General features: G+C 47.6%; 28 protein-coding genes. 16 read left to right on the top strand and 12 right to left on the bottom strand.

Annotation, left to right across the window (positions count from 1 at the left end; genetic code table 11):
* The first annotated feature begins 77 nt into the window (after nucleotides 1-77).
* The 7 genes from bioB (at nucleotide 78) to BM099_RS03085 (ending at nucleotide 6,114) form a co-directional block, all read left to right on the top strand.
* Nucleotides 78-1,121: a biotin synthase BioB gene (gene bioB / locus BM099_RS03115; RefSeq protein ID WP_090724325.1), complete on the top strand. Its 1,044-nt coding sequence runs from the start codon at nucleotides 78-80 to the stop codon at nucleotides 1,119-1,121.
* Nucleotides 1,122-1,240: 119 nt separating this feature from the next.
* Nucleotides 1,241-2,395: an 8-amino-7-oxononanoate synthase gene (bioF, locus tag BM099_RS03110; protein WP_090724322.1), complete on the top strand. Its 1,155-nt coding sequence runs from the start codon at nucleotides 1,241-1,243 to the stop codon at nucleotides 2,393-2,395.
* 39 nt (nucleotides 2,396-2,434) lie between these two features.
* Nucleotides 2,435-3,223, top strand: coding sequence for a pimeloyl-ACP methyl ester esterase BioH (gene bioH, locus BM099_RS03105; protein WP_090724320.1), 789 nt, complete (start codon nucleotides 2,435-2,437; stop codon nucleotides 3,221-3,223).
* Nucleotides 3,216-4,028 carry a malonyl-ACP O-methyltransferase BioC gene (gene bioC, locus BM099_RS03100; RefSeq protein WP_090724317.1) on the top strand — a complete coding sequence of 271 codons (813 nt, stop codon included), beginning with the start codon at nucleotides 3,216-3,218 and terminating at the stop codon, nucleotides 4,026-4,028. Before bioH ends, bioC begins: the two co-directional genes overlap by 8 nt.
* Entirely contained in the window at nucleotides 4,028-4,714 is a 687-nt protein-coding gene (gene bioD, locus BM099_RS03095) for a dethiobiotin synthase (RefSeq protein ID WP_090724314.1), read from the top strand. Before bioC ends, bioD begins: the two co-directional genes overlap by 1 nt.
* Nucleotides 4,715-4,865: 151 nt before the next feature.
* Nucleotides 4,866-5,111 carry a hypothetical protein gene (locus BM099_RS03090; protein ID WP_090724312.1) on the top strand — a complete coding sequence of 82 codons (246 nt, stop codon included), beginning with the start codon at nucleotides 4,866-4,868 and terminating at the stop codon, nucleotides 5,109-5,111.
* Nucleotides 5,112-5,163: 52 nt separating this feature from the next.
* Complete coding sequence (locus BM099_RS03085; RefSeq protein WP_090724310.1) at nucleotides 5,164-6,114, top strand: putative metalloprotease CJM1_0395 family protein; 951 nt, start codon at nucleotides 5,164-5,166, stop codon at nucleotides 6,112-6,114.
* 49 nt (nucleotides 6,115-6,163) lie between these two features.
* Here the strand turns inward: BM099_RS03085 and BM099_RS03080 are convergent, their stop codons facing one another.
* On the bottom strand, nucleotides 6,164-6,925 hold the full coding sequence (locus BM099_RS03080; RefSeq protein WP_090724307.1) for an alpha/beta fold hydrolase: 762 nt from the start codon (nucleotides 6,923-6,925) through the stop codon (nucleotides 6,164-6,166).
* Here BM099_RS03080 and BM099_RS20370 point away from each other — a divergent pair.
* A complete protein-coding gene (locus BM099_RS20370; RefSeq protein ID WP_177201068.1) occupies nucleotides 6,914-7,072 on the top strand; it encodes a hypothetical protein in 159 nt (52 codons plus the stop codon). The two genes, BM099_RS03080 and BM099_RS20370, sit on opposite strands and share 12 nt — an antisense overlap.
* A 4-nt stretch (nucleotides 7,073-7,076) precedes the next feature.
* Here the strand turns inward: BM099_RS20370 and bamJ are convergent, their stop codons facing one another.
* The 3 genes from bamJ to xseA are packed head-to-tail and all read right to left on the bottom strand — an operon-like array spanning nucleotide 7,077 to nucleotide 10,009.
* Nucleotides 7,077-7,703, bottom strand: a complete 627-nt coding sequence (bamJ, locus tag BM099_RS03075) for a BamJ family beta-barrel-assembly machinery protein (RefSeq protein WP_090724304.1) — start codon at nucleotides 7,701-7,703, stop codon at nucleotides 7,077-7,079.
* A gap of 44 nt (nucleotides 7,704-7,747) precedes the next feature.
* The gene (locus BM099_RS03070; protein ID WP_090724302.1) at nucleotides 7,748-8,590 is read right to left on the bottom strand and encodes a M23 family metallopeptidase; all 843 of its coding nucleotides are present in this window, start codon (nucleotides 8,588-8,590) and stop codon (nucleotides 7,748-7,750) included.
* Between the two features lie 21 nt (nucleotides 8,591-8,611).
* Nucleotides 8,612-10,009, bottom strand: a complete 1,398-nt coding sequence (gene xseA, locus BM099_RS03065; protein WP_090724300.1) for an exodeoxyribonuclease VII large subunit — start codon at nucleotides 10,007-10,009, stop codon at nucleotides 8,612-8,614.
* A 144-nt stretch (nucleotides 10,010-10,153) separates the two neighbouring features.
* Between xseA and guaB the strand changes: the two genes are divergently transcribed.
* The 3 genes from guaB to tadA all read left to right on the top strand — a co-directional run bounded on the left by guaB (nucleotide 10,154) and on the right by tadA (nucleotide 13,859).
* The gene (gene guaB, locus BM099_RS03060; protein ID WP_090724297.1) at nucleotides 10,154-11,623 is read left to right on the top strand and encodes an IMP dehydrogenase; all 1,470 of its coding nucleotides are present in this window, start codon (nucleotides 10,154-10,156) and stop codon (nucleotides 11,621-11,623) included.
* Between the two features lie 93 nt (nucleotides 11,624-11,716).
* Nucleotides 11,717-13,297, top strand: coding sequence for a glutamine-hydrolyzing GMP synthase (gene guaA, locus BM099_RS03055; RefSeq protein WP_090724294.1), 1,581 nt, complete (start codon nucleotides 11,717-11,719; stop codon nucleotides 13,295-13,297).
* A 76-nt stretch (nucleotides 13,298-13,373) separates the two neighbouring features.
* Nucleotides 13,374-13,859, top strand: a complete 486-nt coding sequence (gene tadA, locus BM099_RS03050; RefSeq protein WP_280522126.1) for a tRNA adenosine(34) deaminase TadA — start codon at nucleotides 13,374-13,376, stop codon at nucleotides 13,857-13,859.
* On the opposite strand, the gene mltF is transcribed toward tadA, so the two are convergent.
* A complete protein-coding gene (gene mltF / locus BM099_RS03045) occupies nucleotides 13,854-15,341 on the bottom strand; it encodes a membrane-bound lytic murein transglycosylase MltF (RefSeq protein WP_090724291.1) in 1,488 nt (495 codons plus the stop codon). The two genes, tadA and mltF, sit on opposite strands and share 6 nt — an antisense overlap.
* A gap of 95 nt (nucleotides 15,342-15,436) precedes the next feature.
* On the opposite strand from mltF, the gene purL reads away from it, so the two are divergent.
* Nucleotides 15,437-19,339, top strand: coding sequence for a phosphoribosylformylglycinamidine synthase (gene purL / locus BM099_RS03040; protein ID WP_090724287.1), 3,903 nt, complete (start codon nucleotides 15,437-15,439; stop codon nucleotides 19,337-19,339).
* Nucleotides 19,340-19,383: 44 nt separating this feature from the next.
* Here the strand turns inward: purL and BM099_RS03035 are convergent, their stop codons facing one another.
* The 5 genes from BM099_RS03035 to BM099_RS03015 all read right to left on the bottom strand — a co-directional run bounded on the left by BM099_RS03035 (nucleotide 19,384) and on the right by BM099_RS03015 (nucleotide 21,879).
* Complete coding sequence (locus BM099_RS03035; protein WP_090724285.1) at nucleotides 19,384-19,728, bottom strand: rhodanese-like domain-containing protein; 345 nt, start codon at nucleotides 19,726-19,728, stop codon at nucleotides 19,384-19,386.
* Complete coding sequence (locus BM099_RS03030; RefSeq protein WP_090724282.1) at nucleotides 19,725-20,159, bottom strand: DsrE family protein; 435 nt, start codon at nucleotides 20,157-20,159, stop codon at nucleotides 19,725-19,727. Before BM099_RS03030 ends, BM099_RS03035 begins: the two co-directional genes overlap by 4 nt.
* Nucleotides 20,160-20,245: 86 nt before the next feature.
* Nucleotides 20,246-20,842, bottom strand: a complete 597-nt coding sequence (locus BM099_RS03025; RefSeq protein WP_090724280.1) for an OmpA family protein — start codon at nucleotides 20,840-20,842, stop codon at nucleotides 20,246-20,248.
* A 189-nt stretch (nucleotides 20,843-21,031) separates the two neighbouring features.
* Nucleotides 21,032-21,331 carry a YciI family protein gene (locus BM099_RS03020; protein ID WP_090724276.1) on the bottom strand — a complete coding sequence of 100 codons (300 nt, stop codon included), beginning with the start codon at nucleotides 21,329-21,331 and terminating at the stop codon, nucleotides 21,032-21,034.
* A gap of 11 nt (nucleotides 21,332-21,342) precedes the next feature.
* Nucleotides 21,343-21,879 carry a septation protein A gene (locus BM099_RS03015; protein WP_090724274.1) on the bottom strand — a complete coding sequence of 179 codons (537 nt, stop codon included), beginning with the start codon at nucleotides 21,877-21,879 and terminating at the stop codon, nucleotides 21,343-21,345.
* 69 nt (nucleotides 21,880-21,948) lie between these two features.
* Between BM099_RS03015 and BM099_RS03010 the strand changes: the two genes are divergently transcribed.
* The 4 genes from BM099_RS03010 (at nucleotide 21,949) to rluB (ending at nucleotide 24,864) form a co-directional block, all read left to right on the top strand.
* Nucleotides 21,949-22,788: a PHP domain-containing protein gene (locus BM099_RS03010; protein WP_090724271.1), complete on the top strand. Its 840-nt coding sequence runs from the start codon at nucleotides 21,949-21,951 to the stop codon at nucleotides 22,786-22,788.
* 22 nt (nucleotides 22,789-22,810) lie between these two features.
* Entirely contained in the window at nucleotides 22,811-23,431 is a 621-nt protein-coding gene (locus BM099_RS03005) for an L-threonylcarbamoyladenylate synthase (protein ID WP_090724269.1), read from the top strand.
* A gap of 108 nt (nucleotides 23,432-23,539) precedes the next feature.
* Nucleotides 23,540-23,932, top strand: coding sequence for an H-NS histone family protein (locus BM099_RS03000; protein WP_090724267.1), 393 nt, complete (start codon nucleotides 23,540-23,542; stop codon nucleotides 23,930-23,932).
* A gap of 86 nt (nucleotides 23,933-24,018) precedes the next feature.
* Complete coding sequence (gene rluB, locus BM099_RS02995; RefSeq protein WP_090724264.1) at nucleotides 24,019-24,864, top strand: 23S rRNA pseudouridine(2605) synthase RluB; 846 nt, start codon at nucleotides 24,019-24,021, stop codon at nucleotides 24,862-24,864.
* 136 nt (nucleotides 24,865-25,000) lie between these two features.
* On the opposite strand, the gene BM099_RS02990 is transcribed toward rluB, so the two are convergent.
* Together BM099_RS02990 and BM099_RS02985 are read right to left on the bottom strand one after the other, a co-directional pair.
* Nucleotides 25,001-25,741 (bottom strand): YciK family oxidoreductase, encoded by a 741-nt coding sequence (locus BM099_RS02990; protein ID WP_090724262.1) that lies wholly within the window; start codon nucleotides 25,739-25,741, stop codon nucleotides 25,001-25,003.
* 30 nt (nucleotides 25,742-25,771) lie between these two features.
* A complete protein-coding gene (locus BM099_RS02985) occupies nucleotides 25,772-26,464 on the bottom strand; it encodes an HAD family hydrolase (RefSeq protein ID WP_232348851.1) in 693 nt (230 codons plus the stop codon).

Genomic DNA, 26,464 nt, shown 5'->3' with positions numbered 1-26,464 from the left:
TCCTTCTGTCGATTTATTATTGCTAGTCTTTAAGCATATCTATGTTGAATGTCAGATTCAAAAGAGGAAAGTAAAAAATGACGACTAAAGCACCTGTTCGTAACGATTGGACTGTAGAAGAGGTGCGAGCCCTTTTTGAGCTTCCATTTAACGATCTTATGTTTCAAGCGCAAACCGTTCACCGCCAATACTTTAATCCCAATGAAGTACAGGTCAGCACCTTACTGTCTATTAAAACCGGCGCATGCCCTGAGGACTGTAAATATTGTCCACAAAGTGGTCACTATAATACGGGGCTTGAAAAAGAGCGCTTAATGAAAGTAGAAAAAGTGCTTGAGAAAGCGCGTCAGGCAAAAGCGTCTGGATCAACCCGTTTCTGTATGGGGGCTGCCTGGAAGCACCCGGCTGATAAAGATATGCCTTATGTGGTTGATATGGTGAAACAGGTCAAAGCGTTAGGTTTAGAGACCTGCATGACCTTGGGTATGTTGGATGAGGGAAAAGCAGACCAACTAGCGGATGCGGGCTTGGATTACTATAACCATAATCTGGATACCTCACCTGAATTTTACGACAAGATTATTACGACACGTTCTTATCAGGATCGATTGGATACATTGCAGAATGTGCGCGACTCAGGAATGAAAATTTGCAGTGGTGGTATTTTAGGTATGGGAGAAACAGCGACTGATCGTATCGGTTTGTTACGTCAGCTAGCCAATATGTCGGTGCAACCAGAAAGTGTGCCGATTAATATGCTGGTGAAAGTCAAAGGGACGCCGCTGGAAAATGTCGATGATCTTGATCATTTAGTATTTATTCGGACCATTGCTGTCGCTCGTATTATGATGCCAGCGTCACATGTACGCTTATCGGCGGGCCGCGAGAGCATGAGTGATGAGATGCAAGCGATGACTTTCTTTGCCGGAGCTAACTCGATCTTTTATGGGGACTGCTTGCTGACCACACCTAATCCTGAAACTAACCGCGACCTACAGCTCTTTAAGCGTTTGGGTATTAACCCTGAGCAACGCATCTCTGTTGATGATGATGTACAGGAAGCGGCGATCATTAAAGATCTGCAAAAACAACATGACAGTGAACACTTCTACGAAGCGTGATGCTTGTTTGTGGTGCTAGCTCCTAATGCTAGCCCCTGTTATGAGTAAAGGCAGCAAGCACTTAGTTTGCTGCGTTTGCCAGGCGGCTACCCAATTCCGTTTTTCTCAGGTGAAAACCGATGTCATTTGATCAATTAGCGGCTGAGCTTGATGCGCGCAAAGCGGCATCCCTCTACCGCGAACGTAAGGTCTTACAAAGTCCGCAGCAACCGGAAGTAGTCGTTGATGGTAAAGCGTATCTGGCGTTTTGTTCAAATGACTATCTGGGCCTGGCGAATCATCCCGCTATTATCAGCGCTTTTAAGCAAGCCGCAGACGAGTATGGCGTGGGTGGCGGAGCCTCGCATTTAGTCAACGGTCATAGTGTTCATCATCATGCCTTAGAAGAGGAGTTAGCAGAATTTACCGGGCGTCCCCGCGCGATACTCTTTTCTAATGGATATATGGCGAATCTGGGGACGGTTAATGCCTTGCTGGATAAGCAGGATGCGGTATTTGAAGATCGCCTTAATCATGCCTCGTTATTGGATGCGGGTTTACTCAGTGGCGCGCGTTTTCAGCGTTACCTGCATAACGATACGGCCAGCCTGGCTCAGCGGCTGGGTAAAACACAGGCGCGCCGCGCTCTGGTGGTTACCGATGGCGTGTTCAGTATGGACGGTGATATAGCCGACCTCCCTGCTATCTGTGAGGTGGCTCATCAGCATAATGCCTGGGTGATGGTAGATGATGCTCATGGTATCGGCTGTTTAGGTAAAACGGGAGCGGGCTGTGCAGAACATTTTAATCTTTCAGAGCAGCAAGTGCCGGTCCTGATGGGCACCTTAGGTAAAGCCTTTGGCACCTCGGGAGCTTTTGTCGCGGGTAGTGAGGTCTTGATTGAAACCCTGATTCAGCATGCCCGAACCTATATTTATACGACGAGCATGCCGCCGGCTGTGGCTGCAGCAACGCGGGCGAGTCTTAAGTTGGTCCAAGCTGAGCAGTGGCGACGCGAGCAGTTACAGTCTTTGATCGAGCGTTTTCGCCGTGGCTGTGAGCAGTTGGGGCTTGATTTGATGGATTCTCCCACGCCAATACAACCCATCATGATCGGCGATTCAGATAAGGCTATGTCGATGAGTGCTGCATTGCGTGAAAAGGGCATGTTTATTACGGCTATTCGCCCGCCAACCGTACCCAGCGGCAGTGCCCGCTTACGGGTAACGCTGAGCGCAAGTCATACTGAAGCGCAGGTGGATCGATTGCTGGATGCATTGGGCCAGGTGAAATGAGCAGTTTATCAGGGCTTATGACAAGTATATGAGAGCTTTATGAAAGGCATATATCATGAATCTTTTGGTTCGCCAGAGAAACCCGCATTAGTCCTGCTACATGGCTGGGGGATGAGCTCTGCTATCTGGAGCTCGCTGTTGCCAGCGTTGACACAATCCTTCTATGTGACGGTGATTGATCTGCCCGGGCTTGGTCGTTCACAGGGCAGTGATGATATAACACTGGAATCGATGGCGCTTCAGGTAGCGGCTGTGGTTGAGCAACCCGCCTGCTGGCTGGGTTGGTCGTTGGGCGGCATGTTGGCAATACAGGTTGCAGCATTGTTTCCGGAAAAAGTCACCGGGTTAATTAGCGTAGCGTCCAATCCCTGCTTTGTACAAAAGGAAGGCTGGAGCAGCGCGATGGATGCAGCTGTTTATCGCCAATTTAAAGCCGCACTTGCCGCCTCTCCGGATAAAACGCTGGCACGCTTTGCCATGTTGCAGATTCAGGGGGGGGAGGCAGCAAAGGCCATTTTAAAGCAGGTTAAAACAGTATTGGATTCAAGTAAGCCGTCACACTTAATGTCCACGTTGGCGTTGTTGGACAATGACCTCAGAGCCGCGCTTTCTCAGTTGAGCTGTCCTGTATTGCATATCTATGGTGAGGTTGATGGGTTAGTGCCTGTCAGTACTTTATCTGCTGTGAGCGCGATGAATCCTCAGCATCAGGTTGTCTGCTTTAAAGGCGCAGGGCATTTGCCGTTTTTGTCATCTCCAGAGGCTTTTTTGCAGACACTACAAGCCTTCACTCAAACCTTCATGCAGACACAGAACAAAAATGGGTGAGTTAATTAATAAACAGCGGGTTGCCGAATCGTTTAGTAAAGCCGCTGCTACCTATGACAGCGTGGCTGGATTACAGCGCGATATCGGTCATCAGTTGTTAGAAAAGCTTACCCCTCACCTGCAAGAGGCTGAGCTAGGCTCTATTCTGGATTTGGGGTGTGGTACCGGATATTTTACAACGGCATTAAACACTCATTACCCTGATGCGTTATTAACCGGTCTGGACATCGCTTCCGGTATGCTGGCTTATGCCCGCAGCCATCGTCTATTGGATCGTCCACTGGATCGGCAGGTGTCATGGGTGTGCGGAGATGCTGAAAACTTACCACTAAAAAGTGCAAGCTACTCATTGGTTTTTTCCAGTCTGGCGATTCAGTGGTGTGAAAATAGTCCTGCTCTTTTTTCAGAAATATCGCGTGTACTCCACGCGGGTGGAACCGCCTGTTTAGCGACGCTGGGGCCTCAGACCTTATGTGAGTTGAGAGGGGCGTGGTCGCATGTGGACAGCTATAGGCATGTGAATCAGTTTCAGTCGATGCGGGAGTTGATAAGTGCGCTGCCTGATGATCTGCAAATTATTGATACAGAGTGTGAAATGCAAGTATTGCACTACCCGCAGCTTAAGGAGCTGACGCACGAGTTGAAAGGTATTGGCGCGCATAATATGAATGCGGGCCAGGCTAAAGGACTGACAGGTCCTGCGCGGGTAAAAGCGTTCAGAAAAGCTTATGAGTCTTTTCGCAATACGCAGGGGCTGCTGCCGGCAAGCTATGAGGTTTATTATCTGATTTTAAGGAAGCGTTAATGGCAAAACGACATTTTTTTGTAGCGGGCACCGATACCGATGTAGGTAAGACAGTGATTAGCGCTGCACTGCTGGAAAAAGCTAATCAACAAGGGCTGCGTAGCATTGGTTTAAAGCCGGTTGCTGCCGGCTGCGAGCCTTCTGAGGGGGGACTGCAGAATAGTGATGCGTTGTTATTGCAGAAAACAGCCAGTGTTAAGTTGAGTTACAGCGAAGTAAACCCTATCACTTTTGAAGCGGCTATTGCGCCGCATATTGCCGCTGAGCAAACGGGTAAGCGTTTATCGGCCGACAGAATAGCCGCATTATGTCGTGGTTCGATGATGAACCCGCATGACTTTTTGCTGATAGAAGGGGCGGGGGGCTGGCGAGTACCCTTCAGTCGTAAAGAGACGTTTGCTGATGTCGCTAAATTACTTGGTACGCCGGTTATTCTTGTGGTAGGAATGAAACTGGGGTGTATCAATCATGCTTTGTTAACCGTCGAAGCTATTGTTAGAGACGGGTTGCGCGTTGCGGGTTGGGTGGCCAATCGTATAGATCCGGATATGCAGTGTTATGCAGAGAATGTCGCCACGCTTGAGACGATGTTGCGTGCCCCTTTGTTAGGCGAGGTGCCTTATCTTGCTGAAATTACCCCGGCGGCGGTGGCTGAATACTTAGATATCAGTGAGCTGCTGACCTGATTTGTATAAAAAACAGCCAGATTGTGAGTGGTGTTCTATACTTAAAATATTGAAAGTGTACTAAAAGTATATTGAGACCTAAAACGAAAAGTGCACTTGGTTATCATGTGTCTTTAACTTAGACTTTAAATGGATAAGGCAGGTCAGCATTATGAACATTACAGGGACTTTGCAGACAGGTGTTATTGGTGTAAACCGCACCTTGGATAACACCCTTAAATCCTCAGGTGATCAACTGGGTAGTGGTAAGCCCGAGTCTCCTGAGCTTGCATCGGGTAAGTCTTTCAGTACGGCAGTAACAGAGACAACACTGGATACGACAACGCAGGCGCCAACGACAAAAGTTGTCACCGATGCGGGCGAGGTGTTAGGCACAAATATCGACACGCGCGCCTGATGTTCAGCGGCTATTCTGGCGCTATTTGTAGTCAATAGAAAAGGATATCAGAGTGATTAACAGCAATTACTCTAGCATTATGCTTAGAACGTCTTTAGCAGACACTGCATCAGCGGCGAAGGCTATTGCGCCAGATAACAATCAGTCCCATCCTGCTTCAACGCTGTCTTCATCCAATACTTCATCTCACTCTTCATCGCTCTCTTCATCCGGAGCTGAAACCCAGCAAATCATCACTGACCCCACAAGCGTATCTGCTACAGAAGCGACCACTCATCAGTCTTCTGATAAGCAACGTCTGGAAAATGATGCGCAAATCTCTAAAGAGCTCGCTCAGCGGGATCGTGAAGTTAAAACTCATGAGCGAATTCATGCCTCTATCGGTGGTGCTTTTGCTTCGGCACCGCAATTTAGTTATCAAAAAGGACCGGATGGGCAGCTGTATGCGGTAGAGGGTGAAGTGCGTATTGATACTTCTGCTGTATCCGGTGATCCCAGAGCGACGCTGGAAAAAGCTCAGGTAATTATTCGTGCCGCGCTTTCTGTTCCTGAACCTTCAGTTCAGGATAAGCGGGTCGCCGCTCAGGCACGTGCGATGGCCGTTGATGCCAGTGCAGAAATTGCGAAACTTGAAAATCCACTTGAGGGTGATCTGGAGGGTGAAAAGAAAATCGATGAAGCAGCCCCTGCTAATATTGTTGATCAAGCCCGCAAAAGCGAAAAAGAATCAGAAGTAAGCGTTGAAAAACCATCGAAACAAGATCAGACAGACGAGGAATCCAAAGATGAAAAATCGGTCGCCAGCAATAATGCCGAAAGCACTGCCGAAACTAGTGCAGAAATAGCAGCGTCGTCGCAGGCTACTGCAGCATCACTGCAAGACTTTAATAACCGTCTTAATGATATTAACAAAACGCTGCACGATATTAATCTTCGTTTGGTAGAGACAGGGGTATTTGAAAAACTTTTTCCAGAAGGCTCCATCATCGACAAAAATGCGTGAAGAATCCGTTCGCTTCACTTATTTCCACTAAGCTGAAAAAAATCCTGAATTAGTCCGCTAAAAATTTAATAACCAGCTGAGTGAAAATGGCCGGTTTTTCAGCATGTGGCCAATGGCCCGCATCCTGAATGACTTTATAAGTGGCTTGAGGAAAGAGTGCCAGAATAGCATTACGATGCTCTGCCTGAATGTAATCCGAATTAGCTCCTTTGATAAATAGCGTTTTACCGCTAAAGGGTGAGCCGCTGGGTGCAGCGCTAATGTGTTTGTATTCCTGGCTAAGGGTCGCAAGGTTCATGCGCCACTGAAATTGCTTATTGTCATCTTTGTAGAGGTTTTTCAACAAAAAAGCTCTGACGCCAGGCTCTTCAATGTAGGTGCTGAGTTGTTGGTCGGCCTGCGTGCGCGATTTAATCTGTTCAAGATCGATAGAAAATAATCCCGTTAAAACATCCTGATGATGATGCGGATAGATCACCGGAGAGATATCAACGACGATCAGCTTCTTCAGTCGCTCTGGATGATTGAGTGCCAGTTGCATGGCGACCTTGCCGCCCATAGAGTGGCCCATCAGATTAACGCAATCTAATCCTAAATCGTCAAGAAGAGAGATGACATCTTCTGCCATTACCTCATAGTCGGTTCGCTCTGCATGTGGGCTGCGGCCATGGTTTCTTAAATCAACGGCAACGACCTGAAAGTGCTCAGAGAGTGCCTTTATCTGGCTGCCCCAGTTTTCCAGCGTACCAAACAGGCCATGTAGAATAACCAGTGGTGTACCGCTACCGTGGAGTTGGTAATGAAGTTTCATCAGAAAGCCTCGCTGAAAAAAAGAGTTGAAAAAAAGAGCTGTAAAAAAGAGCCGAGAGAAAAGGTGAGACAAGGAGGTCAAAAGCACAAAGCTAAAAAAACAGGTAAAAACAGTAAACCGGGCAGTAATACTGTCCGGTTTGCATGACTGCTTAGAGAATATCCAGCAGCTCTACATCAAACACCAATGTTGCGAACGGTGGGATACCGCCTGGAGAGCCCTGTTCGCCATAAGCAAGGTGGTAAGGGACGGTTAAACGCCACTTTGCACCGGTATTCATTAGCTGCAGTGCTTCAGTCCAACCGGCAATAACGCCACCGACCGGAAACTCTGCTGGCTGACCGCGATCATACGAGCTATCAAAAACCTTACCATCAGGAAAGGTGCCGTGATAGTGCACACGAACCGTCGATTCTGCTGTTGGTTTAGCACTGTCAGCGTCACCTGCTTCAGTGATTTCGTATTGAAGGCCTGACTCAAGCACGAAAACGCCTTCACGTTTGGCATTTTCAGCTAACAGAGCTTCACCAGCAGCGCCGGCTTCTTTCGCAGCTATTTCTCGAGCGGCTTGAATGCGTTTGTTGATTTCGTTAAAAGCTGTTTGGATCGCTTCAACAGGAACCGCTAGTTCCTTGCCGGTATAAGAGTCTTTCAGACCCGCCGCAACCACATCCAGATCGATTCCTTCAAAGCCATTCTGGGCCAGTTGGTCGCCCATTTGGCGGCCGACGCCGTAGCTTGCATGTTGTTCTAATGTATCAAATTTCAGTTCAGACATTCGTTTTTCTACCCATAAAAATGAAGGTGAAGATTAACATATTATTATTGGCTTTTCTCGGCCACAAACAAAAGAGGATCAACACGGGTATTGTTCAGGCTGACGCTCCAATGAAGGTGCGGGCCTGTAACGCGTCCTGTTTTGCCAATCTTGCCGATCAGATCGCCGGGATTAAGCGTGTCACCCAGTTTTACGTCGATCTTGCTCATATGGCAGTACATGCTGGTCAGGCCATTTCCGTGGTCGAGAATAACGGTGTTGCCATTGAAAAAATATTCACCCATAGCAGCAACCGTGCCCGGGGCAGGGGCCCAGATCGGATCGCCCATCGGAGCCGCGATATCCAGCCCGCTATGCGGATTGCGTGGCTGCTTGTTAAAGAACCTTTTTAACCCAAAAGGACTGCTAAAAGGCCCTTTTGCCGGAAGAGTAAATTCTGTGACGGTTGTTGCCGGGGTTGTCCATTGTTTGAAGGCGGCCGTCATTTCTGCTTTTTCCCGTCTCCAGCGTGCCACTTGCTCCGGGTCTGGATTAACGTGTTTTTTATTTTTGATGGTCAGGTATTGGGCTTCGTATTCTTTGTCCTTGATGTAGAACGGAAAAGAGATGCCATTGGCGACCAGAAGCTGCTTATCGGTGTGCTTGGCAGACAGAGGAATACCGATCACGGCCAGCCATTTCGCCTGATTGGCATAAGGAGTATCAGTACTGGGAACCACCATGACGCGATTACTTCTGTACCAGGCATTAGGTAAGCGTTCGGCATCAATGCCTTCTAGCGGCATTATTACGATACCGCCCGGTGTGGCGGAAGGTTTGGGTAATGTCAGCGAGTAGGCATTCACAGAGGCCAGTATGCTGATGAGGAGCAGAAAAGATCTAATCATGTTTATTCCTGAATGATGCTGTTAAGTGTCGGAATCCGTCTTTAAATCCGTACTTGAGTGTGTGTTTAGTAATGTATCCGGATAAATTTTATCGACGCGGCTGGTGAATGAGCCTTGGTGCAGTCGGTTAATCAACATATCCCCTGTTTTAATCTGTTGCGTGTTCGTCACTACCTTAGCGTCACTATCCTGAATAATCGCGTAACCGCGCTCCAGTGTTGCTAACGGGCTGATAGCGTTCAGGCGCGTAATAAGCTGGCGCAGCGTAAAGTGCTTTTGATCGCGCTGCTTGTGTAGTTGTTGTATCAGACGCTCTTCATTCCTGACAAGCTGCAATCGCATTTGTTCAATCTTGCGACCAGGCTGCTGTTGGGAGAGTTGCTGCGTCCATAAAGAATGATGATGCCTGGCATCGGTCAATTTTTTGTTGATGGCGGCTTGTAGGCGCTGCTGTGCATTATTCAGTCGTGATTTTTGCTCTCTGATCCGCTCTCCCGGGTGGCGGAGACGCTGGCGCAGGTGCTGAACACTGTTGCGCTTTTGCGTGAGAATATAGGCTAACTGCCGGCTGAGTCGGTTGGCTTGTCGGTCCAGTAGTATACGCAGTGCGTCCTGGTCCGGGCTGATCAATTCAGCCGCTGCAGAAGGCGTGGGGGCTCTTAGATCCGCGACTAAATCGGCAATTGAGAAGTCTACCTCATGGCCGACCGCACTGATAACCGGAATGGGATAAGAGAACAAAGTTCGCGCCAGGTCCTCATCATTAAAAGGCCATAGGTCTTCCAGTGAGCCGCCGCCGCGACCAATAATGATCAGATCTGCTTGTTGGTGTTGTTGGGCGAGCTTAAGCGCCGCGATTAATTGCGCGGGGGCCTCTGCGCCTTGAACAGCAGAAGGGTAGAGCGTTACCGGTAAGCTGGGAAAGCGGCGTTTCAGCACAGAAAGAATATCGTGAATGGCGGCGCCGCTAGGTGATGTAATAACACCCAGATGTTTAGGATGAGCAGGGATCGGTTTTTTGTGTGCTGCTGCAAACAAACCTTCTTTGGCAAGTGCGGCTTTGAGTGCTTCAAATGCTTGTTGTAACTGGCCCTCGCCGTCGGCTTCCAGCATCTCGCCGATAAGCTGGAACTCCCCTCGTCCTTCATAGAGGCTTACTTTTGCGGTGAGAATAACCTGATCACCATCTTTGGGTGCAAAGCGCACACGAAGGTTTTTATTGCGAAAAAGTGCACATCTGACCTGCGCTTTACCGTCCTTGAGGGTGAAATACCAGTGCCCGGATGACGGGCGTGCAAAATTTGAGATCTCTCCCTGTACCCTGACTTGCATAAAAGAGGATTCCAGCAGCGATTTAACCTGACGGTTAAGCTCCGAAACGGTAAATGCGTGATGATGGCGATCTGAAAATGAGTGCATAGCGTTATATTAATCGATGCTTTGTGGATTAGTCATTATGCAAACGCATTTCATGCGTTGAAATGTAAATATGATTGTCCGGGTAGCGGTAAATCTGTATAATTTCTCGTTTACATTTTCTCTAAAAAACAGGTTGTTTAGACAATGTTGCGAATCGTTGAAGAAGCACTGACTTTTGATGATGTTTTACTGCTGCCAGGTTATTCAGAAGTTCTGCCGAAGGACGTTTCTCTGGCTACTCAGATCACCAAAGGGATCTCTCTGAATATACCCTTGGTGTCTGCGGCGATGGATACAGTCACCGAGTCTCGTCTTGCCATTGCTATGGCGCAAGAAGGCGGTATCGGCATCATCCATAAGAACCTCACCATTGCAGAACAGGCCTCCGAAGTTCGTAAAGTTAAAAAATACGAAGCGGGTGTTGTCAGTGACCCTATTATTTGTTCATCCGATATGACAGTGGGTGAAATACGTCGTATGGCTGCGCAGCTAGGCTTCTCTGGTTTCCCCGTGGTTGATGATGGTGAGTTGGTAGGCATAGTCACCAGCCGCGATATGCGCTTTGAAAACTATCTGGACGCAACCGTCGCTTCTATCATGACGACAAAAGATCGTCTGGTGACAGTAAAAGAAGGTGCTGATAAAGATACCGTACGTAACTTATTGCGTAAGCACCGTATCGAGAAAATTCTGGTGGTTGATGATGCCTTCAAACTGAAAGGTATGATGACAGTTAAAGATATGTATAAAGCCGAAGCTTTTCCGCTTGCCGCGAAAGACAGTAAACAGCGTTTACTTGTCGGTGCTGCAGTGGGAACCGGCGCAGAAACACCGGATCGTGTCACGGCATTGGCAGAAGCCGGTGTCGATGTCATCGTCGTCGATACTGCACATGGTCACTCTAAAGGAGTGATTGATCGGGTAGCCTGGGTAAAGCAGAACTTCCCTCAGGTGCAGGTAATCGGCGGTAATATAGCCACAGCCGCTGCTGCCATCGCGCTGGCAGATGCCGGTGCTGATGCTGTTAAGGTGGGTATTGGCCCCGGGTCTATCTGTACGACGCGCATCGTTTCTGGCATAGGTGTTCCGCAAATTACCGCGGTGGCTAATGTGGCTGAAGCATTAAAAGACCGTGGTATTCCATTGATTGCTGATGGTGGTATCCGTTTCTCGGGTGATATAGCTAAAGCGATTGCGGCAGGTGCATCGGCGGTGATGGTGGGTTCTATGCTGGCGGGCACCGATGAAGCACCCGGAGAGGTAGAGCTGTTCCAGGGGCGTGCTTATAAGTCATACCGTGGTATGGGTTCTATTGGTGCAATGGCACAAAGCACGGGTTCATCAGATCGTTATTTTCAGGATGCCTCAGAAGGTGCTGAAAAGCTGGTGCCGGAAGGTATTGAAGGACGTGTTGCCTGTAAAGGGCCGATGGTAGGTGTGGTTCATCAGTTGATGGGTGGTGTTCGTGCTTCTATGGGTTATACCGGTAGTAAGGATATTGAAGAGATGCGTACCAAACCACAGTTTGTGCGTATCACTAACGCAGGTATGAATGAAAGCCACGTGCATGATGTGAGTATCACTAAAGAAGCTCCTAATTATCGCGTTGGTTAAAATTCTATTTTTTTATAAAGTGGGGCGCTGCTATGGTTGCCCCATTTTTTGTTTTAAGGGCTGCTAATCAGCCATTCGGTGGAGCCACTGAGCATGACGACAGATATTCACGCGCAACGCATACTGATTCTTGATTTCGGATCTCAATACACCCAGCTAATCGCACGTCGCGTACGTGAAATAGGGGTTTATTGTGAAATCCGTGCCTGGGATATGGAAGAAGCAGAGATTCGCGAATTTAACCCAAATGGCATTATCTTGGCGGGTGGTCCTGAGTCGGTGACCGAAGAGGATTCTCCACGTGCTCCCGCGTTGGTTTTTGAACTGGGCGTGCCTGTGCTGGGTATCTGCTACGGTATGCAGACGATGGCTGAGCAGATGGGAGGGAAAGTTGAATCCTCTGATCAGCGTGAGTTCGGTTATGCAAAAGTGCGCCTGTCGGACAGTGCAAGTCGCCTGCTGGAAGGGATAGAAGATCATATCGCGAACAATGGTTCCTTGCTGTTGGATGTGTGGATGAGCCACGGCGATAAAGTGACTGAGTTACCGGAAGGTTTCAGTGTTATCGCGTCTACAGATTCAGCGCCGATTGCGGCTATGTGTCATCCGGCTAAGCATTTTTATGGTCTGCAGTTTCATCCTGAGGTGACGCATACTAAGCAGGGCGGGCGCATTCTGGAGCGCTTCGTACACGTGATCTGTGAGACAGAATCCCTATGGACGGCGGAAAACATTATCGCCGACCAGATTGAAAAGGTACGCGCTCAGGTAGGTGATCAGAAGGTGTTGTTGGGGCTTTCTGGCGGTGTTGATTCCTCGGTGGTTGCTGCACTGCTGCATAAGGCGATTGGCGATCAGTTAACCTGCGTGTTTGTGGATAATGGTCTGTTGCGCAAGCATGAAGGCGATCAGGTGATGGACATGTTCGCCAAGAACATGGGTGTCAGAGTGATTCGTGCGGATAGCGCGGACCTGTTCCTTGGTCGTTTGAAGGGTGAGAATGACCCTGAGAAGAAGCGCAAAATTATAGGTAATGCCTTTATTGAAGTGTTTGATGAAGAGGCGACCAAACTTAAGGATGTTAACTTCCTGGCGCAAGGGACTATTTATCCTGATGTAATTGAATCAGCGGGTGCTAAAACCGGTAAGGCGCATGTGATTAAATCCCACCATAATGTCGGCGGTTTGCCGGATGATATGAAAATGGATTTGGTCGAGCCTTTGCGTGAGTTGTTTAAGGATGAGGTTCGCAAAATCGGTCTTGAGTTAGGTCTGCCATACGATATGGTTTACCGTCATCCTTTCCCAGGCCCGGGTTTAGGGGTACGTATTCTTGGTGAAGTGAAAAAAGAATACGCAGATATCCTGCGTGAAGCGGATGCTATCTTTATCGAAGAGCTGCATAAGGCCGACTGGTATCACAAAACCAGCCAGGCATTTGCGGTCTTTTTGCCGGTGAAATCTGTCGGTGTCGTCGGCGATGGGCGTCGTTATGAATACGTGATTGCGATTCGTGCGGTTGAAACCATCGACTTTATGACAGCACGCTGGGCACACCTTCCGTATGAGTTGCTGGAAACGGTCTCGGGTCGTATTATCAATGAAATCGCTCATGTATCGCGTGTGACTTACGATGTGTCGAGTAAGCCGCCGGCGACAATCGAGTGGGAGTAATTTACTGCCTTGGTAATTAATTGGTAACGTTAAAAAGCTCACATCGGTGGGCTTTTTTGTTGATGTGGACAGATAAGTGGAAAAAACAGATCAGGACTGGATGTCAGAGGCGCTGCTGTTGGCAGATCGTGCCGCGGAGCTGGGTGAAGTGCCGGTGGGCGCTGTGGTGGTGTTGGAAGGGGAAATTATCGGGCGTGGCTGGAACCAGCCGATCAGTAAAAATGATCCGACAGCGCATGCTGAGATTATGGCGCTACGTGATGCCGCCGCGAATGTGGGCAACTACCGGGTGGTGAATGCTGATCTGTATGTGACCCTCGAACCCTGTTCGATGTGCGCAGGGGCGATGGTGCATGCGCGGGTCAGGCGAGTGATTTTTGGTGCGTATGAGCCAAAAGCTGGCGTGATTGTTAGTCGTCAGTCTTTCTTGCAGCAGCCGTGGCTGAATCATCAGGTAGAGTATACAGCGGGTATTTTGTCGGATACTTGTAGCGCAAAACTAAGTCAGTTCTTTAAGCAGCGGCGTGAGCAAAAACGCCGTGATAAAAACGAAGAATTATAGCGTTGCAGGTATGTTTTTTATTTCAGTGATAGTAGAAGGTGTGGCTTTTTCTTTCTCTTCTTCTATAGCGCGAATAGAGGCGTCCCGTGCCTTCCTTATCTGTTGAATCTGCTTTTCCCATTCTAATAATTCAATGTATTTTTTGATATTATCGACATACTGGACGGGTTCCTGTCCGCGGGCATAGCCATATTTGACGGTTGAAAAGTATTTCTTTTTGGAGAGCAGTGGTAAGAACTCCCTGACATCATCCCATTTATCGGGATCTTTGTCGGCGCGTTGGGTCAGGATTCTGGCATCTTCCAGATGGCCGAAACCAACATTGTAACCAGCCAGCGCAAACCAGGTATGATCAGGTTCTGGTATTCGATCAGGTATTTTGCCCTTAACGTTAAGTAAGTATTGTGCGCCACCTAAAACGCTTTGTATGGGGTCGGTACGATCCATAACGTTAACTTCTTTAGCGGCGGCGTTTGTCAGCATCATGATCCCTTTCACACCTGTGGGTGATACGGCATCCGCTTTCCAATGAGACTCCTGGTAGGCAACGGCCGCCAGTAGCATCCAGTCGATATCAGTTTCTTGTTCGGCCATATAAAAATACTGCTCTAACGACGGAAGATAGGTTTCCATATCTTGTTTGAAGGTAACAGTATCAAAATAATTTAATGGATTTTGTTTGCCGAAGTATTTTTCTTTTAAAGAGCGGATGAGTGCTTTTGTTTTAGCTTTGCCAAGGAACTTGTTAACAGCGCGCTTAATAGAGCCGTCTCGGTTTGGGGTGATGATCCAGGCGATAGGCTGGTGGTTACCGATCGTAAAAGCGCTATTGAGTCCCGGGTAGAAGGAACTTTGCGATTCATAGACGGTGGAGTCAACGATGGCGTAATCGACTTCTTTGTTAAAAACTTTGTCGAGGATATCGGTGTTAGTAAGCTCGCTGGTCTCTTCCCAGCTCAAATCAGCATGCTGGTTTTTAAGCTCTTTGAGTTGATCTGCCTGAATCGAGTTGGCTAAAACGACTGTCTTTTTGTCGATCAGATCGGCGACATTAGTCGGAGCAGGTACGCCTTGTGTTTGGCGGTAAATAACAGTGGAGATGCTTTCGGCATAAGGCCTGGAGAATTCAAAATTGTTTTGACGGGTTTCTGAAACATTAATGCCTGCAGCAACGATGTGTGCGTCGCGTTTATTAATGGTCTGGAACAGGCCTTCTATCGTGTCGGGTACGATCAGATCTATCTCGACGTCCAGATCATCGGCAAAGGCTTTGACTAGCTCGTACTCAAAGCCGGCCGGGCCGCTTTTGTCAATATAATAGGCGCTTGGTGTGTTACGTGTAGCGACTCTGAGGCTGCCATTCATCTTAATGACTTCAAGCTGAGAAATGGAATTGTAACTGACCAACGCAGGCAAACTGATGATCACAAGGATCGTCAGTAAGTGTAAAACATCTCTTTTTCTGCGTAAGTTAAATAACATAAGGACCTTTTCTGGTACTTGAGCGCTAGATTCAGGTAAAATGCCCGCTTACTTTTCCTGTCTGTTTTGGCTCATTTAAGAGGCTCGAGATCAACATGCTAGTAATGCGTGGAGCACCTGCTCTTTCTGCCTTCCGTCACGATAAACTTTTAGCTGCTTTGCAGAGTGAAGTCTCTGCTATCACAGCTGTTTATGGTGAATTCTATCACTTTGCCGATACCTCTGAAGGATTGACTGACGATGAACAGCAAGTGCTGTCTCGTATCCTTCATTATGGCCCTAAAGCCGAGGTTAAAGAACCAGCAGGATTGTTACAGCTGGTTGTTCCTCGTGCCGGTACTATTTCACCTTGGTCAAGCAAGGCAACTGATATTGCCAGAAATTGTGGTTTAAGCAAAACGAAACGTTTAGAAAGAGGGATTGCATATTTTGTAAGTTCCTCTGTTGAGTTGACTGCTGAACAACAGTCAGCGGTTTCTGCGCTGCTGCATGACCGTATGGTTGAGCGTGTTTTACTGAACTTAGAGGCTGCAGATTCGTTGTTTGTACATACCGAGCCTAAGCCGCTTAACACTATTAGTCTGCAAAAAGAGGGGCGTGCCGCTTTAGTAAGAGCAAATCAGGACCTGGGGCTGGCGTTAGCTGAAGATGAAATTGATTATCTGCTGGAGAGCTTTACCGGGTTGCAGCGTGACCCGTCAGACGTCGAGTTGATGATGTTTGCGCAGGCAAACTCTGAACACTGCCGCCATAAAATATTTAATGCATCCTGGGATATCGATGGTGAAGCGCAGGATAAATCGCTATTTTCAATGATACGCAATACCAATGAGCTGGGTGGCGAAAATGTGCTGTCGGCTTATTCGGATAATGCGGCGGTTATCGCCGGCAGTAAGGCAGGGCGTTTCTTCCCTGATCCGGTGACTGCCGAATACTCTGCTAATCAGGAAGATATTCATATCCTGATTAAAGTTGAAACACACAATCACCCAACGGCTATTGCGCCACATCCAGGCGCGGCAACCGGCTCAGGCGGTGAGATTCGTGATGAAGGGGCTACCGGTAAAGGTGGCAAGCCGAAAGCCGGACTGTCTGGTTTTACCGTATCCGATCTGAATATTCCGGGGTTCGGCCAGCCGTGGGAGTCTCAATATGGCAAGCCTGGCCGTATTGTTTCCGCGTTGGATATTATGCTTGAAGGGCCTATCGGTGGCGCGGCCTTTAATAATGAGTTTGGTCGACCGAACCTCGCCGGCTACTTCCGCACCTTTGAGCAAAAAGTGAATGGTGCCGCGGGTGAAGAGGTGCGCGGTTATCATAAACCCATCATGATCGCCGGTGGTATGGGTAATATTCGTGCCGGGCATGTTGATAAAGGTCAGATCAGCGTGGGCGCTAAGCTCATCTGTCTGGGTGGCCCTGCGATGTTGATTGGTTTGGGGGGCGGTGCGGCTTCATCTATGTCATCCGGTACCTCTTCTGAAAATTTAGATTTTGCGTCAGTTCAGCGCGACAATCCCGAATTAGAACGTCGTTGTCAGGAAGTTATCGATCGCTGCTGGCAGCAGGGCGATAATAATCCGATCGCCTTTATCCACGATGTAGGTGCCGGTGGTTTATCTAACGCCTTCCCCGAGCTGGTAAAAGATGGTGGCTGCGGCGGTCATTTTGAACTGCGCAGTGTGAATAATGATGAGCCGGGAATGTCTCCACTGGAGATCTGGTGTAATGAAGCGCAAGAGCGTTATGTGCTGGCAGTTAAACCGGAAGATATGCCGCGTTTTGAGGCCTTGTGTGCACGTGAGCGTTGTCCATATGCCGTGGTGGGTGATGCGACAGAAGAGCATCATCTAACCTTAGGTGATACTCACTTTCAGAATAAGCCGGTTGATCTGCCGATGAGTGTATTGTTTGGCAAGCCGCCAAAAATGCACCGTTCGGTTGAGCGTATCGAGTATGCATTACCCGAATTTGATACGGCTGAGATTAAGCTGGAAGAAGCGATTGAGCGGGTGTTGAAATTCCCGGCCGTCGCTTCAAAATCATTCCTGATTACGATCGGTGACCGCTCCATTACCGGGCAAGTCGCGCGTGATCAGATGGTCGGTCCCTGGCAGGTGCCTGTTGCAGATTGTGCTGTCACTACCTCGGCTTACGATACCTATGCGGGTGAAGCAATGGCGATGGGTGAGCGTACCCCGTTAGCGCTGATCGATGCCGCTGCTTCAGGAAGAATGGCCATTGGTGAGGTGCTGACCAATATTGCAGCAGCCCCGATTGCTGATATTTCTGATGTGAAATTGTCAGCTAACTGGATGTGTGCAGCAGGTCATCCGGGTGAGGATGAAAAGCTTTACGATACCGTTAAAGCGGTCGGTATGGAGTTGTGTCCGGAGTTGGGTATCACGATTCCGGTGGGTAAGGACTCTATGTCGATGCGGACTGTCTGGAAAGACGGCGCTGAAGATAAAAGTGTGACGGCGCCATTGTCATTGATTATCTCCGGTTTCGCGCCGGTAACGGATGCGCGTAAGTCGTTGACGCCTCAGCTGCGTGCAGATCAGGGTGAAACAGATCTTATTTTGCTGGACTTAGGGAATGGTAAAAACCGCTTGGGTTTATCCGCATTAGCTCAGGTGTATAACAAAGTGGGTACCAGCGTACCTGATGTTGATGATGCACAGCAGTTAGCGACCTACTTTGCGGCTATTCAGGAATTAAATAATTTAGGTTTGCTGTTAGCTTATCATGACCGTTCGGATGGTGGCTTGCTGGCGACCATTACTGAAATGTCATTTGCCGGACATGTCGGGATCGATGTTAATCTGGATATGATTGCACAGGATCAGTCAGAATGGCTGGCAGCGCTGTTTAATGAAGAGCTGGGTGCGGTGATCCAGGTTAAGCGTGAAAATACCGAGCAGGTATTGGTGGAGTTGAATGCGGCAGGCTTAGGTGATGTTGTCATGGTGATTGGCTCAACCAATCAGGACGATGAGGTACGCCTGCACTTTGATGAAGACGAAATCTATTGTGCATCGCGCGTGCAATTGCAGCGCTGGTGGTCTGAAACTTCTTACCGTATCCAGGCGATGCGTGATAACTCAGCCTGTGCAGAGCAGGAATTTGAGCGTGTGCTGGATAAGGAAGATCCGGGTATTCAGGTATCGCTGACATATGATGTCAACGACGATGTTGCCGCTGTATTAATTGCATCCGGTGAGCGTCCGCGCGTTGCTATTCTGCGCGAGCAGGGAGTGAATGGTCAGATTGAAATGGCCGCTGCGTTTGATCGTGCCGGATTCGCTGCAGTCGATGTGCATATGAGTGACATACTGGAAGGACGTATTGCTTTGGATGCGTTCAAGGGCTTGGTTGCTTGTGGAGGTTTCTCCTACGGTGACGTGTTAGGTGCTGGTGAAGGCTGGGCTAAGTCTATCCTGTTTAATCAGCGTGCACGTGAGCAGTTCAGTGCATTCTTCGAACGTAAAGATACCTTTACGCTTGGAGTGTGTAACGGTTGTCAGATGTTATCAAACTTGCATGAACTTATTCCGGGTGCTGATTTATGGCCGCATTTTGTACGTAATATGTCTGAGCAGTTTGAAGCACGTGTTGCTACGGTGGAAGTGCAGAAAAGCAGCTCCATCTTCTTGCAGGGTATGGAAGGCTCACGGATGCCGATTGCTATCGCTCATGGTGAAGGTCATGCGGAGTTCGCTTCGGCTGAACAGCTGGCAGCGTTGCAGGCTTCTGAAAGCGTTGCTCTGAAATATGTCGATAACTACGGTAAAGTCACGCAGACTTATCCACTGAATCCTAACGGTTCGCCGGATGGTATAACCGGCCTGACCACAGCGGATGGACGCGTCACGATTATGATGCCGCATCCGGAACGTGTTTTCAGAGCGGTACAAAACTCATGGGCGCCTGATGAATGGTCTGAAGATGGTGCCTGGATGCGTATGTTCCGTAATGCACGTGTTTGGGTGGGCTAGCGCAGATTGATGTGCAAAAAAGGCAGCTATGATAGCTGCCTTTTTTATGCGTGATTATTCGTCGGGTAGTGATGCTTCCACCAATGGCGCATGCCGCCTGTCAGTTCGTATGCATCATAGCCATGGCGTAATAGCTGCCTGACGATAGGGGTGCTTCGGTGAGCGGTTAAGCAGATGCAGATAATGCGGCTGTCTTTTGGTATCTGTGAGATATCAATATTGAAAACAGGTATGCAGTGGCTTGCAGGAATATGGCTGAGTTTCCATTCGGTATGGCTGCGTACATCCAGCAAAAAAAGGTTATGTCCTTCTTCGCTCAGCTGGGTGTTTAATGTTTCAGCAGATATTTGTGGCACTGCTGTAAAGGATAACCAGTCTGTGATTTTCATGGGCGTACGTAAATATAGCCTTTCTGTTGCAAATCGATGATGGTCGGTAAGCCGGCCTGAACAACATCTTCCTCTTCGACATCATAAAGATCTTCGCGAGTAACCTTATAGCCGTCCAGTGTATTGCCGCAAATAATAAATTGAACATCACTAAGACGCAGTGAGTCGATACTAATCTGTTTGGCCTGGTCCTTAACGGCATCCATAAAGTACTCAATAGCCTGTCCGTGAACGACAACTTTTATCTCAATATGCTCTTCACCTACGGCTTGAATGTGGTTTGCGATATTGGTCATTGTTTCTGAAATACGGCTCTCGTCATGATAATTCATGTGATAAACAACTTTTTGATCGTTGTACTGTTGTTCTGAGTAGCCGGTTGAGCTCAATAATAGACTGGTTATCAGTAAGAGAGTGCTAAATACTCGCATAAAATGACCTGCTAAAAATGAGTGTTAAAAGAGAGTTAAAAAAAAGGCCGACACATGGTCAGCCTTTTCTTGCAAGCAAAGAAGAATTACTTCTTGCCAGAGATCTGAACATCTACACGACGGTCAGCACGTAGGCAGCTGATCAAAGCAGCACCACGGCCAGAACACTGTGCGATAGGAGCAGTTTCACCCAAAGCATCTACAGTCATAGCATTGCTATCAACACCTGCTGAGCGAAGAGCAGCAGCAACGTTTTCAGCACGACGACGAGAAAGTGCATCGTTGTAAGCGCTTGTACCGATGTAGTCAGCGTTACCAATTAAACGGATGCTGCTTACGGCAGCTAAGCCGTTAACGTAGTTAGCGATGTCAGAAACGCTATCAACAACAGCGCTGTCGAAATCGAAGAATACAGCGAATTTTTTGTCAGCAGGCATTGCTGCTGGTGCTGGAGCAGGAGCTGGAGCTGGTGCAGCAGCTGCCATTTTCTGGTATCCATCACAACCTTCAACAGTCGCTTTGTCTTGTGTCCAGTTACCAGCGTGCCAGCACTCACCAAAACCGGTGCGCCATACTGTATCACCTGAGTCGGTAACATAACCGCTGTTTACTGGGTGAGCCAGGGCAGCAGCTGACATGCTCATCGCAAGCGCGAAACCTGCGGTCATAGCGAGCTTTTTCATATTTATATCCTTGTGAATAATGGGTTATAGCATTCGTAATATTTCATGAATCTAGCCCACTGTCCATTAATCTACTGTTAACAGATCAAAAATGGGAAAGTATTCACACACTTAAGCTATCTGGTATTTTACGTTGACTGTCGCAAGTTTGGAACCATAAAACAGTACAATTATTAAAATATTACACTTTTAGGGTAATACTTTTTTATAAGGCTTAACGGTAACCTTGGCATAAACGCCTGCAACGATATAAGGATCCTGATTTGCCCAGGCCTGGGCGTCTTGCAATGAGTTAAATTCAGCAATAACCAAGCTGCCGGTGAACCCTGCTTCGCCAGGGTCTTCAGAGTCTGTAGCGGGGTGTGGCCCGGCTACAAATAATTTACCTTGTTCTTTAAGTGTCACTAGTCTGGCAAGGTGCTCGGCTCGTGCATTGATACGAGCCTGCTGTGTACCCGGTTTATCTTCAGCAATAATGGCATAAAACATAACACAAGCTCCTATTCTGTATTGTTTATATACTTAGACATGTAAAGGCCTTGAATCACAATAAAGACAACAGTGAGTCCTAGCATGCCAAATAACTTAAAGTTGACCCAGGTTTCTTCCGAAAAGTTGTAAGCAACAATAAGGTTGATAACACCCATTAAAAGAAAAAAGAACACCCAGGCAAAATTAAGAGTTTTCCAGACATGCTGTGGCAAGTCGATATTGGCAGACATGATTCTTTCAATGATGGTTTTTCCGCCAATGAAGTGGCTTCCAAGGAAAGCAACACCAAACAACCAGTTGACGACAGTGGGTTTCCATTGAATAAATGTTTTGTCCTGAAATATGACAGTCGCACCACCCATGATAATAACGAGCACGAGGGTGACTAGCTGCATTTTTTCGATTCTATGTTCTTTGATCCAGGTGTAAAGTATTTGTAATAAAGTGGCAGGTATTAAAATGGCAGTCGCCATGATGATGTCGCCGGTATACTTGTACACACCGAAAAAAATAATTATCGGGAAAAAGTCGAGAAGTAGTTTCATAGTCGTATAATTAGCTAAAGGGCTCTAAAGTATATAGAGCTGTTGTCCGCTTATAAACCCGGAATTGATATGCTTGCACATTCTTATGATTTTCACACCCATTCGACGGCGTCGGATGGGACATTGGCACCCGAGGTGCTAATAGAAAAAGCATGCGCGGCGGGTGTTAAATTACTGGCGTTAACTGATCATGACACAATGAAAGGTTATCAGGCGCTGATGAAGTCGGGGTATTCGGCTGATTTAAGGCTTATTTCAGGGGTGGAGCTAACCTGCAAGCTGGAAAAGCAGGTGGTTCATGTGGTTGGTCTTAATATTGATGTGGATAATGAGCGCCTGACCTCGCATCTTCAGATGTTAGATCAGCTGCGCATGGACAGAGCGAAAGCGATCGCCCTGCGATTGGAGAAGGCGGGTCTTCCTGATCTGCTGGAAGCAGCAATTGATTGTGCCGCAGGTGGTCAGATAGGGCGTCCTCATTTTGCCCAGGCGCTACTGGATCTGAAGTTGGTGAGTGATCAGCAGCAGGCCTTTAAAAAGTATTTGGGTGCCGGTAAAAAGGGTGACGTTAAAGTTGAGTGGCCTGAGTTGGCGTCAATTATTGATATTATCAAAGATGCAGGCGGATTGAGTATATTGGCGCATCCAACGAAATATAATTTAACCATGAATAAGATTCGTTATTTGGTGGCGCATTATAGCGAGTTGGGAGGTGACGCGTTGGAGGTTGGATATCCGGCAGTCACGCCGGACCATCAAAGGGCGCTCTCGGTATTAGTTGAAAAGCATCAGTTGCTCGCATCGGGAGGCAGTGATTTTCATAATCCTGCTTATCATTGGACAAGCTTAGGATGTTTTCCCGGCGTGCCTGCTCAATTGCCGCATGTATTAGATGTAGTGAATTCGTGATTATTATTTTCGAGGTTATATTGTGAGCCAGTTGTTTCAGATACATCCGGAAAATCCGCAAAAAAGGCTGATTCAGCAAGCGGTCGATATTATTAGAAAAGGTGGGGTTATTGTCTATCCGACAGATTGCGCTTATGCATTAGGATGTCATTTAGGTGATAAATCGGCATTAGATAAAATAAAACGTATCCGTAAATTAGATGATAAACATAATTTCACTCTGGTTTGTCGTGATTTGAGTGAAATAGGCACCTATGCAAAAGTTGATAATCAGATGTACAGATTATTAAAGGCGCATACGCCGGGCGCCTATACTTTTATTTTAAAAGCAACTACCGAGGTGCCTCGCAGACTGCTGCATCCGAAAAGGCGGGCTATTGGTTTGCGTATTCCGGATAATAAAATTGTTCAGGCTTTATTAGAAGAATTAGATGAACCCATTATGAGTACTTCTTTAATAATGCCTGGAGAAAGTGAACCACTGACTGACCCTTATGAAATTCGGGATTTACTGCAGCATGAGTTAGATCTGGTTATCGATGGCGGATATTGTGGTATGTCCGCAACGACAGTGGTTAGTTTAATGGAAGATCATCCGGAAGTTATAAGAATAGGCGCAGGTGATACCACTAATTTTGAATAATTCAGGTCTTTTTAAATATTATTAACTAATAAAATGTTAATTTCTTGAAATATTGAATTTTTTGGCGATAATACGTCTGAAGTTAATTAATATTTATCGAGTTGAATAATGACTGATATCGTAAAAATCTTAACAAGGAAGAATTCTCTCCGTAAGCAGTGTCAGGACTTATCAATAACGGACATTGAAAAAATCATTATCGATCTAACTGATATCTTGAAAGAAAAAGAAGTCAGTGAGTTAGAGCGTATTGAAGCAGATCGTGAAAAAAATGCGAAAATTGATATGATTCGCAAAACTATGCAGGAAGCAGGTATTGGTTTTGAAGATATCAAAGATCTGGTAGTTACTACTACAAAGAAAAAAGTCGAAGCTAAATATCGTATTATTGATGCAGATGGCGAAACTCATGAATGGTCTGGTCGTGGTAGAACACCATTGGCTTTCCAGGAGTACTTTGATAAGCATGGCGTGACCAAGGACGCTTGTTTAATTAAGTAATTCTATTGAGTGAGTAAAGTTTGGTAATATAAGCTCTTCAGCTTTTTGTTGAAGAGCTTTTTTGTTTTATGCTTTAGGAGCGTCACATGTCTGATGAAAAGTTACAAAAAGTGTTGGCGCGCTCTGGATATGGCTCACGTCGTGAGATGGAGCGCTGGATAGAAGAAAGGCGAGTGTCCGTAAATGGACGCACAGCAACTCAGGGAGACCGGGTTAGTCACCGTGATCAGATTCTGGTTGATGGGCATGCAGCTAATATTGTTTCAGAAGCTGAAAGCCCGCGTCGGGTATTGATTTATAATAAGCCTGTAGGTGAAGTGTCGACCCGGCATGATCCGGAAGGGCGTCCTACGGTTTATGATCACCTTCCGCCGCTCCGGACGGGACGTTGGATTGCGATTGGTCGTTTGGATTTGAATACCAGTGGTTTGCTGGTATTTACAACCGATGGTGAGTTGGCGCATATGATGATGCACCCTTCTGCCAATATAGATCGCGAATATGCGGTGCGGGTGTTGGGTAATGTGCCTGAAGAGATGCTGGAGCGTCTCAAAGCGGGTGTGCTGCTCGAAGACGGTATGGCTAAATTTACCGATGTCCGCTTCTTTGATGGTGACGGTGCGAATAAATGGTACCACTGTGTCGTTATGGAAGGGCGTAACCGCGAAGTACGTCGCTTGTGGGAGTCTCAGGGGCTTCAGGTAAGTCGTTTGAAGCGTGTACGTTACGGTTCGCTCTTTTTGCCAAGTGATGTAAAGGCCGGAACCTGGAAAGAGTTGACGCAAAAAGATATTAAAGTCTTGTCGACGCGGCTTGGTTTGGATCAAAAGAAACCTGTGCGGATGAAACCGGCAGATAAAGAAAAGCTGGAGCGACGTTATAAGCATCAGCAGGTGCGTCATTCTGTTGGGCCAAAGCATCGTAAAGACTAGTTAAGCAGCTGCTTGATAAAATAGTCGATAAATAAGCACGCAGCCAATCGGCTGCGTTTTTTATATATGTTCTTTTTATATGCCCCTTATATATGCCCTTTATGTGTCGCTTTTATAGTGAGCCTTGAGCTTATATTTATTGGGCATCCAGTGATTGGCCGTTAATATCCTGGCTATCTTTTCCCATTAAATATAAATAAAGAGGCATGATTTCGCCAGGTTCCGGATTGGTTTCTGGTTGTTCCCCAGGGTAAGCGTAGGCGCGCATTTTGGTGCGGGTTGCTCCGGGGTTGATACAGTTGGCGCGAATATTAGCAGTGTTCTCGACTTCGTCGGCTAATACCTGCATTAATCCCTCGGTTGCAAATTTAGAAACGCTATAAGCACCCCAGTAGGCACGGCCTTTTCTGCCAACACTCGATGACGTGAAAATGATGGATGCGTTTTCTGAGCGATGCAGCAAGGGCATCAGTGTTTGTGTTAGCAAAAACGGTGTGTTGATATTGACCTGCATGACTTGCTGCCAGGTAACCGGGTCGTATGATTCGATAGGTGTCCGGATGCCCAGCACGGAAGCGTTGTGAAGTAGCCCGTCGATATGACCAAACTCTTTATCCAGCGTGTTGGTGATATCAATTAAGTCATGCTCGGTGGCTGTTTCCAGATTGAGGGGCAGGATGGCAGGCTTGGGGCCGCCTGCCGCTTCAATTTCATCATAGACTTTATCGAGTTTTTCAATAGTTTTGCCTACCAGAATGACGGTAGCGCCGTGTGCTGCGTAGCTAAGCGCGGCAGCTCGTCCTATGCCGTCACCGGCGCCGGTCACCAGAATGATTTTGTTTTCCAGCAGATTGTCGGGAGCGTGGTATTCAAACATAGAAAGCGTCCTTATTTGTTACGACGGCTCTCAAAAATGCGCGTCTATTACAGATAGAATCTGATCGGCTTGTTCAACGTATTCGTTGGCTTGCCAGTCCCTCGGATTCTCTAATTCGTTAATATACCCATAGAGTGCGCCAATTGTGAACATCTGGGCGCGATTTCCTGCATCAATATCGCGAATATGGTCACCAATGTAAATACAGTTTTGAGGTGTTGCTTTGAGCTGCTGGCAGGCGAGTAGCAGGGATTCGGGATCGGGCTTTGTTTTGCTGACGTGTTCGGGGCAGATGGTGCATGCGCTGCGAAGATCGAGCTGCAGTGCGGCAAGAATCGGTGTGGTGAATCGCACTGGCTTATTGGTAACAATGCCCCACGGGATCTGCTTGTCTTCCAATGTGCTCAGCAGCGACTGCATGCCTGGAAATAACAGGCTGTCTACCGCCAGGTGTTGTGCGTACAGCTCGAGCATTTGTTGGTTGAGATAGGGTAGTTCGGTATGATCGTCGGGTAGCTTAAAGGCCGTCTTTAGCATGGCGTTGGCGCCATTTGACACCTGTTTGCGTAGTTCTGTGTAGGGCTGCTCCGGAAGGTTGTGTGCTTTGAGGAGTTGATTAATAACCCAATGAAAATCAGGAGCAGTGTCAAGTAAGGTACCGTCAAGATCGAACAGCACCGCTTCTGGTTTTCGGTTGTTTTTTATGTGGCGTGTGGCGCTCAA

Source organism: Neptunomonas qingdaonensis (genome assembly GCF_900113275.1).
In the GTDB taxonomy this organism is placed as follows: Bacteria; Pseudomonadota; Gammaproteobacteria; order Pseudomonadales; family Balneatricaceae; genus Neptunomonas; species Neptunomonas qingdaonensis.
This window is presented reverse-complemented; position numbering and strand designations above follow the sequence as displayed.